The following is a 13595-nucleotide window of genomic DNA, read 5'->3' on the forward strand; positions in this document are numbered from 1 at the left end:
TTATGGCATCAATCGTTGTAGTTTCCACGCCCCATCGATTTTTTCATAACTCAGGCGGTCATGTAAACGGTTGGGACGGCCCTGCCAGAATTCATAATAATCCGGCTGCAAACGATAGCCGCCCCAGAATCCCGGCTTATCCAGTTCTTCCTGATTAGCGACCTGCTGATGCAGATCCCAGAAACGTTGCTGTAATTCTTCACGACTCGCAACCACACCGCTTTGCGGGGTACTGATATGCGCAGCGATCTGACTTTCGCGCGGACGTTTATGATAATAGTCAGTTGATTCTTCTTCCGAAATTTTAATTACCTTACCGCTAATCCGGATCTGACGTTCCTGTTCCTGCCAGTAAAACAGCAGTTCAGCATACGGATTTTCGGCCAGATCCAGACCTTTTTGACTATCATAATTGGTATAGAAATCATACCCTGCTTCAGTCGCACCACGCAGCAACACTGTGCGCACATGCGGACGACCTTGTGCATTTGCGGTTGCCAATGACATGGCATAAGGTTCATGCAGCTGTGCAGCAAGTGCATGGTTAAACCACTGCAAAAACTGCATATGCGGATTGGGATTGACCTGATCTTCATGTAGCTCGCCTTTTTGGTAGTTCAGACGCAGTTCACTCAGATCCTTAATCAGATCGCTCATTCACTCTTCCCCCATTTAAGCGGCGTTGGCACGTACCGCATCAGCCAATGAATTTGCCAGTGTGGTCACTTCAGCAAGATCCTCGCCTTCCACCATGACACGGATCACCGGTTCAGTCCCTGATTTACGGATCAGTAAACGGCCACGACCTTTGAGCTGCTCTTCAGCTTTGTTAAATTCTGCAGTCAAAGCAGGCACTGAGTACGGGTCAAACATGGTATTCAGACGTACATTCACCAACACATTCGGCAATAATTTAAAGTCAGCCACTAACTCGTGCAGTGCTTTCTTCTGCTCGACCATCACGGTTAAGACTTGCAGCGCAGCAATAATCGCATCGCCTGTAGTGCTCTTGTCTAAAGTCAGGATATGACCTGATGGCTCGCCACCAATCGACCAGCCTTTTTCTTCCAGACCTTGCAGTACATAACGATCACCGACTTTAGCGCGCAACAATTCTACTCCGGCTTTTTCGAGGGCCAGTTCTAGTGCCATATTGCTCATCAAGGTACCAACAATCCCAGCCGGTTTTTTCGAGCTTTGAGTTGCCAAGATATACAGTATATGGTCGCCATCAATCAGTTTGCCGTATTGATCCACCAAAACCACACGGTCGGCATCGCCATCAAACGCAACGCCCAGATCCGCTTTATGCTCAAGTACTGCCTGTTGCAAGCTTTCAGGATGGGTGGAACCGCAATTATCATTAATATTTAAACCGGTCGGTTCATCATGAATGGCAATGACCTTGGCACCCAGTTCACGGAACACCGCAGGTCCGACGTTATAGGCCGCGCCATTGGCACAATCCACCACGATAGTTAAATCATTCAGATCCAGGTGATATGGGAACGTCGACTTACAGAATTCAATATAACGGCCATTGGCATCTTTCACACGGAAACTTTTACCCAAGTTCGCGTTATCTTCGATCACCAGTTCTTTTTCCAGTTCCTGGTTGATCTCATCCTGCAAAGCATCAGGCAGTTTTTTACCTTCACTCGAGAAAAACTTAATCCCGTTATCGAAATACGGATTGTGTGATGCAGAAATGACAATACCTAAACTGGCATGCAAAGCACGGGTTAAATGGGCAATAGCCGGCGTTGGCAAAGGTCCAAGCAGATGCACATAAACACCTGCCGCATTGAGTCCTGCCTGTAGCGCAGATTCCAGAATATAACCCGATAAACGGGTATCTTTACCCAGTACCACCAATGGTTTGTTTTTTTTACTATTTCGTTTTAATACTTTTCCTGCTGCAAAACCTAATTTCAGGGCAAATTCAGGTGTAATTGGTAACTCACCAAATTTTCCACGAATACCATCGGTACCAAAATAACTCATGCTTTGTCTCACTTCTTAACGGGTGATTTACATCATCCTTTTTCATTGTGCAACACTGTACACCAAAACAAAAAAGCCGTCATGAGGATGACGGCTTTTTTTAGAGTAAACAATCAGCGAAAGTTAGCCCATACGGTAGTTTGGCGCTTCTTTGGTGATGGTTACATCATGCACGTGAGACTCAGACATACCGGCAGATGTGATTTTCACAAACTTGGCATTTTGACGAAGATCATCAATGGTTGCAGAACCGGTATAGCCCATAGAAGAACGCAGACCGCCCATCATCTGATGCACGATATTACCCATTGGACCTTTGTACGGTACGCGACCTTCAATACCTTCAGGAACCAGTTTTTCAGCACCGGCTTTAGAATCCTGGAAGTAACGGTCAGCAGAGCCAGTCGCACCAGCCATCGCACCCAAAGACCCCATACCACGGTAAGCTTTGTAGTAACGGCCCTGGAAGAATTCAACTTCGCCCGGTGCTTCTTCAGTACCGGCCATTAATGAACCCACCATGATGGTGCTTGCACCAGCGCCAATCGCTTTGGCCATATCACCAGAGAAACGGATACCACCATCAGCAATCAATGGAATCTGTTCTTTCAATGCACGTGCAACAGAATCGATTGCAGAGATTTGCGGCATACCAATACCAGCCACGATACGAGTTGTACAGATTGAGCCAGGACCGATCCCTACTTTTACTGCGTCCGCACCCGCATCAAGCAATGCAAGCGCAGCATCACCAGTAGCGATGTTACCGCCAATCACTTGAACTTGTGGATAGTTCTGTTTCACCCAACGTACACGCTCGATCACACCCGCAGAGTGACCATGTGCAGTGTCCACAACAATCACATCTACACCAGCATCAACCAGTGCTTCTACACGGCTTGGTGTTTCAGCACCAGTACCGACTGCTGCACCTACACGTAGACGACCTAAATCATCTTTACAGCTGTTTGGATAAAGTTCCGCTTTACGGAAATCAGTCACCGTGATCAAGCCTTTTAATTCGTTGTTTTCGCCAACAACGATCACTTTTTCAATACGGTTTTTTTGCAATAAGGCCTGAATGTTTTCTTTCGATTCGCCTTCACGCACAGTCACCAGACGGTCTTGACCTGTCATGATATTGCTGACCGGCTGTTCCAGATTGGTTTCAAAGCGTGTATCACGGCCTGTCACGATACCAACCACTTTACCGTCTTTAACCACGGGTACACCGCTGATGTTATTCGCTTGAGTCACAGCGATCAGTTCACGTACTGTAGTTTCTGGGGTAACTGTGATCGGATCTTTCACCATACCGGCTTCAAATTTTTTCACACGGCGTACTTCTGCGGCCTGGGCAGCAATATCCATGTTCTTGTGCAGAATACCGATACCGCCATTTTGTGCCATCGCAATTGCCATACGTGACTCAGTCACAGTATCCATAGCTGCTGAAACAAGTGGGATATTCAGGTTAATGCCGCGAGTCAGGCGTGTCTTTAGAGAGACATCTTTTGGGAGAACAGTAGAGTAGGCAGGGAGTAATAGGACATCATCGAAGGTTAACGCGTCTTGAACGATGGTCAACATAACAGTCTCACTGGTAATTTCCGTGCGCTATTATAAACAAATTTAGCTCTAAATTTCATTGCAATTGCAAAATTTATTTTGTCTAAATCTGGACTTAGATTTAATCCGAATATCTAAACCTGTAAATTTGACTATTCAATCAACAATTTAAATATGCCAGAGCAGTCATCATATTTATTCGGTTTACAAAATCCTTTACTAATTTTTTCTCCCATAAAAAGCAGAGTCCATACCCTGCTTTTTAAATCTTGAGTTTGGATTTAGCTCACCCGTTCGAAATTATCATCATTTTCGGCTTCATCCGGCTCAATCTGGATGAATGGAATCATATTGTGTGCCATCCGTGCCTTATTGCACTGGGCATCAGCGATCTGAACTTCTTTACAGGATGAGCTACGTAGTTCGTACATGCCACAACTCACTTGTTCACCAATGCTACCTTCAAGTGCTATACAGCGTGGATTTTTTTGATTGGTTCCCACCATGCATGAATAGACGGAAGTGACAGGTTCAATATAGTGCTCAGGCATGGGAATCCCCTCTGCCCAATAGAATGAAACCCTGAAATAGGCGCAACATGCGCCACAACTTAAACATGCATCTTGTGTAGGAACTTGAGACAACATTTCTTATAAATTCTCGTCATCAAAAACAGTTTTTTGCAGGCGGAAAATATAAAAAATGTTGTTTTTCTACTCAAGAAAAAATTTAAAATTTTCTTGAACTATTCAGGACAAGTAAAAACAGTTTCATCCATTAAATCAGTGCCGCATTCCAGTGTTTCAATCCAGTCCAGGAACTGGTTAATCTGTTCTTTACCCACGAACGGTGTTCCATGTTGCGGCACAATCATGTCTACCTCCATGGTACGTACCATTTGTACCCATAAACGAATCACCTTGTTATTGCACATATAGCGCTGGTGAAATCCCTTCATTTTCGGAATGTGCGCCGCAAAATTTTCCAGTGGTTTTGAAGCATCCTCGACCATTGACGCGCCCATATCACCAGAAAACAGGATCTTGGCAATGGGGTCATAAAACTGGAAATTACCGACTGAATGTAAAAAGTGCGCTGGAATAGCAATAATACTGGATTGACCGAGTGGAATGATCTGACCATGATCCGGCAATTCAACCAGACGATCCAGCCAGTTACCTTTCATACGGTCACTCATAAAGGCTGAATTCAGATGTGGCAAGAAACGCGCCCATAGCTTGGAAGCGACGACTTTGGCTTCAGTATAGACCAGCCAGCGCGGCATGGACGTAATAATGTCCGGATCCTGATGCGATGCCATCACATAATCCAGATTGCTCAACCGGGTATAGCGGTTCAGTTCCATCGTCAACGGTACATAGGTTAAATCACCACCCGGATCAAGTACTGCAGCACGCTCATTGTCTAAAATCAGAAATTGGTTTGCCTGGACGCCTTCACCTTTAACGAGACTGGTAAAACTAATACATTTATGTGTCCCATTATCAAACAAGACTTGCGATGTGGTGCGCTCGAAGGCCATCAGTAATCCCCAATTTTATTCGTTTAGGATAGTTTTTCTATAGGCATATAACATATAGGGAATTAAATGAACTTACAATCAATAAAACTGGATATATCACTTTATTTATCAGCAAATTGAGCACAATTTATTAATAAAAAATCCCGAGTTTTTAGCTCAGGATTTATACGAAATTGATTTTTATTTTTAAAATAAATAATGTTGTGCCAAGGTGCCCACACCGATGATCAAGAAAATACTGGCGCCAATTTTATGAATCAGACCGATTGGAAGTTTATTCGCCAGTTTGTCACCGATAAATACCGCAGGTGCATTGGCAATCATCATTCCGACGGTAGTACCCATCATCACCCAAAGCACACTGTCAAAACGTGCTGCCAGTGCCACTGTCGCAATCTGGGTTTTATCGCCAATTTCAGCCAGGAAGAACAGCACAAAAGTCGCACCAAACACGCCGTACTTTTGCCATTTATTGATACTGTCGTTTTCATCCCCTAGTTCATCCGGAATCAGCATCCAGATCGCCATCCCAATAAAACCGACTGACACAATCCACAGCAAAATTTCTGGCCCAATAACGGTAGTGACCCATTGCCCCAGGGCTGCTGAAAGACCATGGTTAATCAGGGTTGCCAGTAAAATTGCAATTAAAATCGGTGTTGGTTTACGGAAACGTGCTGCAAGAAGCAAAGCCAGTAACTGGGTTTTATCACCCATTTCGGCAAGTGCAACGATGGCCGTGGAAAGCAGGAATTCGTACATGCGGTCTTTCTCTGGCTGGCATTTTCTACCGATGATTCACCCTTCCCGCCAGCCAAAATCTGCAGAATGGTAAATCAAAGGTCTTGCCAACAAAAGAAAGCTTCGAGAAGCTCATTTGGTTCTTTGCTATGATGACCATGCCCTGTTGAGCAAATATGTTGACCATCACCCTTCTGCTTTGCGCAAAAGGCGGCTACTCCCCAATGAAGTGCGCCCATTATAGCCAACCGTGTTTATATTTACAAATTGTCATATAAAAAACCCTGCCGGAGCAGGGTTTTTATTTTCATACATTCATGAATCAGATCAAGAGCGTACGAATATCCTTTAACAGCTTGGTTAGCTTATTGGTAAAGCGTGCAGCATCGGCACCATTAATCACGCGATGGTCATAAGACAGTGACAGTGGCAGCATCAGACGTGGATCAAAGCCCTCCCCATTCCATACCGGTTGCATGGTTGCTGGAGAAATGCCCAGGATCGCCACTTGCGGCCAGTTCACCAACGGTGTAAATGCTGTACCGCCAATTGAACCCAAGCTGGTAATCGTGAAGTTCGCACCTTGCAGATCTTTAGGTGACAATTTCTTATCACGCGCTTTCTGGCTTAACTCACCCAGCTCAATGGCAATCTGCTTGATCGACTTCTGGTCCGGGTTACGTAATACAGGAACAGTCAGACCATCTGGCGTCGCAACCGCAATGCCCATATGGATCTCATTACGTAGCAATACCGATTTACCGTCATCAGACAGGTGACCGGCAAACTCGCGCTCTTCTTTGAGCAGATAAGCCACAGCCTTGATAATGAAAGCCATGATGGTCAGGCCAATACCTTCTTTCTTGAAGTTGCCTTTTAGCTCATTACGCCAAGCTTCCAGCTCAGTGATATCGGCTGCATCAAACTGGGTCACTTGTGGGATGTAGTTATTTAGCGATAACTGCGGAATCGAAACCTGTTGCAGACGCGTCAAGGCTTTCTCTTCTACCCCACCAAAAGCACTGAAATCAGGCAGTTTTGGTAAGCCAGCAGGAGCTGCAGTTGCCGCAGGTGCGGCTGTTGTTTGCGGTGCAGTCAGACGATCTTTCACATACGCAAACAGGTCTTCTTTCATTAGACGCTCATGCGGACCAGAAGCTTTCACTTCTGCCAATACCACACCCAGTTCACGAGCCAGTTTACGCACAGCAGGACCAGCATAAACTTTGGCATTGGCAGCGTTCTGCTCTTTACTAAGCTTGTCTGCACTATGCGTTTCAGGCGTCGCAGCAGCAGTGTCAGCTTTTGGAGCTGCCACTGCTGCAGGCGTAGCTTTAGCTGTAGGTGCTTCTGATTTTTCCGCTGGAGCAGCAGCATGTGATGTCTGTCCCTCAGCTTCAATCGTAATCAGTGCCACGCCTTCAGAAACATTCTGGCCCAGCTCAACATGAATCGCCTTAATCACGCCGGCAGTCGTGCTTGGCACTTCTACTGTCGCTTTATCTGACTCGACCACGATGATACTCTGGTCTTTCTCCACCGTATCACCGACCTGTACCAGAATTTCTGCTACAGCAGCCTTGTCGACACCCAAGTCAGGTACTTTTACTTCAATATCACCTACAGGGGCTGCCGCCTGTTGTGGTGCTGTTTCAGTTTTGGCCTCAGGTGTTGCTTGAGCTTTTGGCTTTTCTTCCGCTTGAGGCGCTGCTTGCTCAGCAGCTTGTGTCGAATCTGCAGTTTTCACTGTTAGAATCAGCACTCCTTCTTTGACTGAATCGCCCTCCTGAATATGAATCGCTTCCACAGTACCTGCAACCGTACTTGGTACTTCAACTGTCGCTTTATCCGATTCAACCACGACTAAGCTTTGATCAACTTCAACTTCATCGCCAACCTGAACCAGAATTTCACCCACCAGGGCTTTTTCTACACCAATATCCGGTAATTTCACTTCTACAGTAGATGCAGAAGCCGATTGAGAGGACTGTTCACTTTGGCTAGAGGCTTTAGACTGATGTGTCGCCACTTCCTGCAGGATTTCTTCATCAGGTAATTCAGTTGGAGTATTTTCCGAAGTTTTGTCAGCAGCATCAGCTTCCTGACTTTCTACCGTACTGGCATCATCTTCAGCCTGCAGTTCAATCAGGACAGTACCTTCAGATACTTCATCACCCTGATTGATCAGGATGCTTTTAACTACACCTGCTGAAGTGCTTGGTACTTCAACAGAGGCTTTATCTGATTCCAGCAGCACAATACTTTCATCTACAGCAATGGTATCACCCACCTTGACCAGGATTTCTGCCACAGTTGCCTTATCTACACCAATATCTGGAGTCGTAATTTGCATGATTAGTTCTCCTCTTTGTAGTCAGCAACTGGATGCAATTCAGGAGTCGCCTGAGGTGCCCAAGCCACCGGACGATCAGTATCTAACTCAAAGCTAGAGATCGCGTCTTTCACTAAACGTGCATCGACTTCGCCTTCATCTGCCAGCTTCTTCAAGGTTGCCACGACAATATGTGCGGCATCGACACCAAAGTAGCTACGCAGGTTGCCACGCGTATCTGAACGACCATAACCATCAGTACCCAAGGCTACGAACGGACGGCTATCTGGAAGATAGGCACGGATCTGTTCGCTATAGGCACGCATGTGATCGGTGGCCGATACTACGATACCGTCCTTGTCACGTAACTGCTGAGATACCCATGGCTCTTTGGCTTCTTCGGCCAGTGGATGCAGGCGGTTATATTCCTCACATGCCATACCATCACGAGCCAGTTCATTAAAGCTGGTCACGCTCCAGACATTGGCATGAATCTGATATTCCTCACGCAGGATTTTCGCGGCCTTGATGACTTCACGCAGAATCACACCTGAACCCATTAACTGAACCGTAGCTTTCTCGTCTTCTTCCAACAGATACATACCACGCTTAATGCCTTCTTCTGCACCTTGCGGCATTGGTGGATGTTCATAATTTTCGTTCATCAGGGTCAGGTAATAGAACACACGTTCCTGATTCACATACATACGTTGCAGACCATCATGCACAATCACGGCAAGCTCATAGCCAAAGCACGGGTCATAAGAGACACAGTTCGGAATGGTATTGGCCAGAATGTGTGAATGACCATCCTGATGCTGCAGGCCCTCACCATTTAAGGTAGTACGGCCAGCGGTTGCGCCCAGCAAGAAGCCTTGCGCCTGTGCATCACCTGCGGCCCAGGCAATATCGCCAATACGCTGGAAGCCGAACATCGAGTAGTACATGTACATCGGAATCATTGGCAGGTTATTGGTTGAATAACTGGTCGCCAAGGCTGCCCATGCGCTCATCGCACCGGCTTCATTAATCCCTTCCTGCAGCATATGTCCGTCTTTGGCTTCACGGTAATGCATCAACTGTTCCTGATCTTCAGGGGTATATTGTTGACCATGCGCTGCATAGATCCCCAATTGACGGAACATCCCTTCCAGACCAAAGGTACGTGCTTCATCCGGAACAATCGGTACTACACGGTCCTTGATTGCTTTCTCTTTTAACAAGGCAGAGATGAGACGGACCATGACCATGGTGGTGGACTGTTCTTTACCGTTTGAACCTTTAAGCACAGCATCAAAAACAGAAAGCTCAGGAATCGGTAAAGATTCGCTTTCTTTGCGACGTGCCGGCAGATAACCACCCAGTGCCTCACGGCGTGCCTTCATATATTTAATTTCAGGCGAGTTTTCACTTGGACGGTAGAATGGAATTTCTTCCAGTTGTTCATCAGTAAATGGCAAGTTGAAACGGTTACGTACGTATTTCAACGATTCCAGCTGCATTTTCTTGATTTGGTGGGTCTTGTTCACCGCTTCAATTTCATCAGACAGACCATAACCTTTTACGGTTTTCGCCAGAATCACCGTTGGCTGACCTTTGGCCTTGGTCGCTTCTGCATAGGCAGCAAAGACTTTGTACGGGTCATGACCACCACGGTTCAGATTATCAATATCTTCATCGCTCAGGTCTTTAACCAAAGCTTCTGCTTCTGGATATTTACCAAAGAAATGTGCACGTGCGTAGGCACCACCTTTCACCTGATAGCGCTGGTAATCACCATCCACTGCTTCTTCCATAATCGCTTTGAGTGCACCAGATTTGTCTTTATCCAGTAGTGGATCCCAATGACGACCCCAGACGACTTTAATGACACGCCAGCCGGCACCACGGAACAATGACTCAAGTTCCTGAATGATCTTGCCATTACCACGTACCGGACCATCCAGACGCTGCAAGTTACAGTTCACCACCCAGATCAGGTTATCCAGCTTCTCACGACCCGCCAGTGAAATCGCGCCCAAGCTTTCCGGCTCATCCATTTCGCCATCGCCCAGATATGCCCAGACTTTACGGTCTTCTTCCTTAATCAAGCCACGGTTCATCAGATACTTTTGAATATGCGCCTGATAGATCGACATGATTGGACCCAGACCCATCGATACCGTCGGGAACTGCCAGTAATCTGGCATCAAGTAAGGATGAGGATAAGAGGGTAAGCCTTTGCCGCCGACTTCACGACGGAAATTATTCAGATGCTCTTCAGTTAAGCGACCTTCTAAAAATGAGCGGGCATAAATCCCCGGTGCACAGTGACCTTGATAGTAAATCAGGTCGCCACCGAAGCTGTCGTTATTGGCACGGAAGAAATGGTTAAAACCCACATCGTATAAAGTGGCAGATGAAGCAAAGCTGGCCAAGTGACCACCTAAGTCATCACCAGTTTTATTTGCGCGAAGCACCATTGCCAAAGCATTCCAGCGAATCAGTGCGCGAATACGGCGCTCCATGTCCTGGTCGCCCGGCATCGCAGGTTGTTCTTCTACAGAAATAGTGTTTAAGTAGGGAGTATTTAAACGCTGAATAGGAACATGTTTGGCAATTGCGCGTTGATAAAGTTTTTCAAGTAAAAAGGCGGCGCGCTCGGTTCCCATGTGCTGCAAAACGGAGTCAAAAGCGTCTTGCCATTCTTGGGTTTCTTGAGCGTCGGTATCTCCATAAAACGCCATAATCTACAGTTCCTGAAAGCCAAATTGATCACTTATATGTATCATATTTACGGCTTATGCAGGTATGGCTCTGACTGAATGCGGTTCTGGAGTACTATTTATTATCTAAATATCCATTGACACTTTATTACACAAAGTAACAAAAAGAAGTCAATAATGGCGATTTTTTATACGACAGTTATAATTCCGGGTGATAATATAATATCTAAAAGCAATTAGACCGAACTCCTTCTCTACTCCCTGGAAGAAATGTTCAGCCTAATTGCCTTAAAAGCGTTTTGATTGATTTTTTATGAGTATCAAGTATCAGACGTAAAGTATTTCAGTTATTTTGAGCAAAGCTACGCTTAAGGCAACATTGCTAAATAAGTTGAAGGATTTTTACGTTGACCGTCTTTTACTACTTCATAGTGTAGATGAGGACCTGTACAACGACCTGTACAACCTACATTCGCAATATGATCACCAGCTTGCACCTGATCTCCCACACGTGCAATCAAGCGTGAAGCATGGGCATAACGAGTAAGGTATCCATTACCATGGTTAATTTCGACATACTGACCATAACCTGTACCCCAACCCGATTTGGTTACGATACCAGGACCAGTTGCGTAGATCGGGGTACCGCTTGCAGCAGCCAGATCTAGGCCTGAGTGATTTTCAGCACGACCACCCATGGTACGGCCGCCAAAATTTGAGCTGACACGTTTCATGTCGGGTAATGGATGAGCTACTAACCATGAATAAGGGTTATTTGAAGATGCAACTTTGCTGGATGAAGAATTGCTATATTTTTGAGCAATGGTCTGATTATTCAGTTCAACCGGTTTTTCACGTAGCTGAACATTTAATTTGGTTTGTGCGGGAATATCAATATCTTCAGGATGGGTATAAGAACCCTGCGATAAAGTACGTGTTAACTGCTCAAGACGGTCAGGTGTAGCATCTTGTTGATTCAGATCCACTAAATCTGCAAAAGCTACTGAAGCAGCTGAAACCGAAATAGAAAATGCCAATAGGATACGTCGCATAGGCATATGCATAAAAAACCTCTCTAAACTGCTAATCGAGTTTCTTGAAGATCTCTTCCTTGATATCCACTTTAAGAAGCGCATAAGATTAAGACATAAACATGTAGGAGTTATGTATGTCGGAACCTGTCAACGTCTTTCAAAAAACAAGAAAACAGATAAAAACAGGAAACTTTTCGTTTCTCTCATCACAAGTTTCTGCATGGCAGAAGCTTACGAAACTCGTACAACCGCTATTGCCTCAACCCGAACAATGGCAAGTTGCCTGCTATCAAAATGGTGTGTTAACGATTACTGGTGAAAACCAAGCCATGATTTCTCAATTGGCTTATCTTCAAAAGCAATACATCTCACAACTCTCTCAAATAAACGAATTAAAAGATCTCACTAAAATCCAGGTTTGCTTAAGGAATCCATCCCCTGTTCAACCGGTTCCAGAAAAATCTGAAAGAGCCTTGAGTCCAGAAACACAGGAATTACTTCGCGGTGCTGCTGACTTTATAAGCGACCCTAAGCTTAGCCAAGCTTTACTACGTTTGGCAAGCAATAAAAAGTAACATTGCAATGAGATGTAATAAATTCCAATGTTGTTTTTATGTGACAGGTGTCACATTAGATGCAGCTAAGTTATAACACAAAGACACAAAGACAAGGACTTATGTCACAGTTACATAACTAATTGGACATTGAGTTACGTCATCAAATGTTACAATTTCATAGCTGCTTGGGTCACTTTTCACGTTACGCAATAGTTGATTATTCAAAGCATGCCCTGATTTGTAACCATCAAATTTGGCAATGATCTGGTGGCCTAGCAGGTATAAATCACCTACTGCGTCCAGAATCTTGTGACGTACAAACTCATCCGAGAAACGCAAACCTTCTTCATTGACCACGCCGGTTTCATCTACACCGATCGCATTTTCCAAGCTTGCACCCAAAGCCAGATTATTGGCTTTCAAGTAGTCAAGGTCTTTCATAAAGCCAAATGTACGCGCTTCACTGACTTCATAAACAAAGGTTTCTGTAGAAAAATCGATGCTGGCAGACTGATGTTCTTTTTTAAAGGCAGGATGATCAAAATCAATAGTGAAATTTAGCTGAAAGCCGTCATGTGGGCTGAAAATCGCCCGTTTATCATCGATCAGGGCTTCAACAGGTTTAATAATTTTAATAAATTTCTTTGGTGCATCTAGTTCTTGCAAGCCGCCCTGCATGAGCAGATAAATGAAAGGTCCGGCACTACCATCCATAATGGGAACTTCTGAAGCTGACACTTCAATAATCAGGTTATCAATACCCAGTCCCGCAATGGCGCTCATCACATGCTCAATCGTACCCACTTTGGCATTTGACTGAACCAGATTCGAACACATGAAGGCTTCTTGGATCAATAAGGCATCCGCAGGAATATCGACAGGTGGATCCAGATCAATACGACGAAACACAATGCCCCCATCGGCGTGGTGTGGCACAAAGTTAATCATAACCTTCTGCCCACTATGAAGACCGATTCCGCTCGCTTTCACGATACGTTGCAGGGTACGTTGTTTCAACATGCTTTTTATCATCTGTTCACCAATAAAACCGCTATACGTTAGCATATTTGGCCATTGATAAAAAACAAAAGGTGGCTCTAAAGCCACCTT

Annotated in this window: 11 protein-coding genes and 1 riboswitch; of the genes, 1 reads left to right on the plus strand and 10 read right to left on the minus strand. The window is 45.2% G+C overall.

Features of this window, described 5'->3' with window-relative positions; all coding sequences use genetic code 11:
- The 9 genes from pdxH to AC4MCC_RS13785 all read right to left on the minus strand — a co-directional run bounded on the left by pdxH (position 1) and on the right by AC4MCC_RS13785 (position 11952).
- Positions 1-657, minus strand: a complete 657-nt coding sequence (pdxH, locus tag AC4MCC_RS13745; protein ID WP_180011091.1) for a pyridoxamine 5'-phosphate oxidase — start codon at positions 655-657, stop codon at positions 1-3.
- Between the two features lie 15 nt (positions 658-672).
- Positions 673-2004, minus strand: coding sequence for a phosphoglucosamine mutase (gene glmM, locus AC4MCC_RS13750; protein WP_491885448.1), 1332 nt, complete (start codon positions 2002-2004; stop codon positions 673-675).
- A 123-nt stretch (positions 2005-2127) separates the two neighbouring features.
- Positions 2128-3594: an IMP dehydrogenase gene (guaB, locus tag AC4MCC_RS13755; protein WP_034170242.1), complete on the minus strand. Its 1467-nt coding sequence runs from the start codon at positions 3592-3594 to the stop codon at positions 2128-2130.
- Positions 3595-3854: 260 nt separating this feature from the next.
- Positions 3855-4220 (minus strand): YkgJ family cysteine cluster protein, encoded by a 366-nt coding sequence (locus AC4MCC_RS13760; RefSeq protein ID WP_491885449.1) that lies wholly within the window; start codon positions 4218-4220, stop codon positions 3855-3857.
- 98 nt (positions 4221-4318) lie between these two features.
- Complete coding sequence (locus tag AC4MCC_RS13765) at positions 4319-5116, minus strand: oxygen-binding di-iron domain-containing protein (protein WP_419374870.1); 798 nt, start codon at positions 5114-5116, stop codon at positions 4319-4321.
- Between the two features lie 186 nt (positions 5117-5302).
- Positions 5303-5878 (minus strand): TMEM165/GDT1 family protein, encoded by a 576-nt coding sequence (locus AC4MCC_RS13770; protein ID WP_159123792.1) that lies wholly within the window; start codon positions 5876-5878, stop codon positions 5303-5305.
- 72 nt (positions 5879-5950) lie between these two features.
- A riboswitch (yybP-ykoY riboswitch) is annotated at positions 5951-6092 on the minus strand.
- 87 nt (positions 6093-6179) lie between these two features.
- On the minus strand, positions 6180-8210 hold the full coding sequence (locus AC4MCC_RS13775; RefSeq protein ID WP_491885450.1) for a 2-oxo acid dehydrogenase subunit E2: 2031 nt from the start codon (positions 8208-8210) through the stop codon (positions 6180-6182).
- A 2-nt stretch (positions 8211-8212) separates the two neighbouring features.
- Positions 8213-10915 carry a pyruvate dehydrogenase (acetyl-transferring), homodimeric type gene (gene aceE, locus AC4MCC_RS13780; RefSeq protein WP_125279167.1) on the minus strand — a complete coding sequence of 901 codons (2703 nt, stop codon included), beginning with the start codon at positions 10913-10915 and terminating at the stop codon, positions 8213-8215.
- A 347-nt stretch (positions 10916-11262) separates the two neighbouring features.
- The gene (locus AC4MCC_RS13785; protein ID WP_419365471.1) at positions 11263-11952 is read right to left on the minus strand and encodes a M23 family metallopeptidase; all 690 of its coding nucleotides are present in this window, start codon (positions 11950-11952) and stop codon (positions 11263-11265) included.
- A gap of 110 nt (positions 11953-12062) precedes the next feature.
- Here AC4MCC_RS13785 and AC4MCC_RS13790 point away from each other — a divergent pair, with 110 nt between their 5' ends.
- Positions 12063-12503 (plus strand): DciA family protein, encoded by a 441-nt coding sequence (locus AC4MCC_RS13790; RefSeq protein ID WP_004781492.1) that lies wholly within the window; start codon positions 12063-12065, stop codon positions 12501-12503.
- 99 nt (positions 12504-12602) lie between these two features.
- On the opposite strand, the gene lpxC is transcribed toward AC4MCC_RS13790, so the two are convergent.
- On the minus strand, positions 12603-13505 hold the full coding sequence (gene lpxC / locus AC4MCC_RS13795) for a UDP-3-O-acyl-N-acetylglucosamine deacetylase (protein WP_034170289.1): 903 nt from the start codon (positions 13503-13505) through the stop codon (positions 12603-12605).
- Positions 13506-13595: the final 90 nt, after the last annotated feature.

It is taken from the genome of Acinetobacter sp. CAU_H_56 (genome assembly GCF_058599425.1).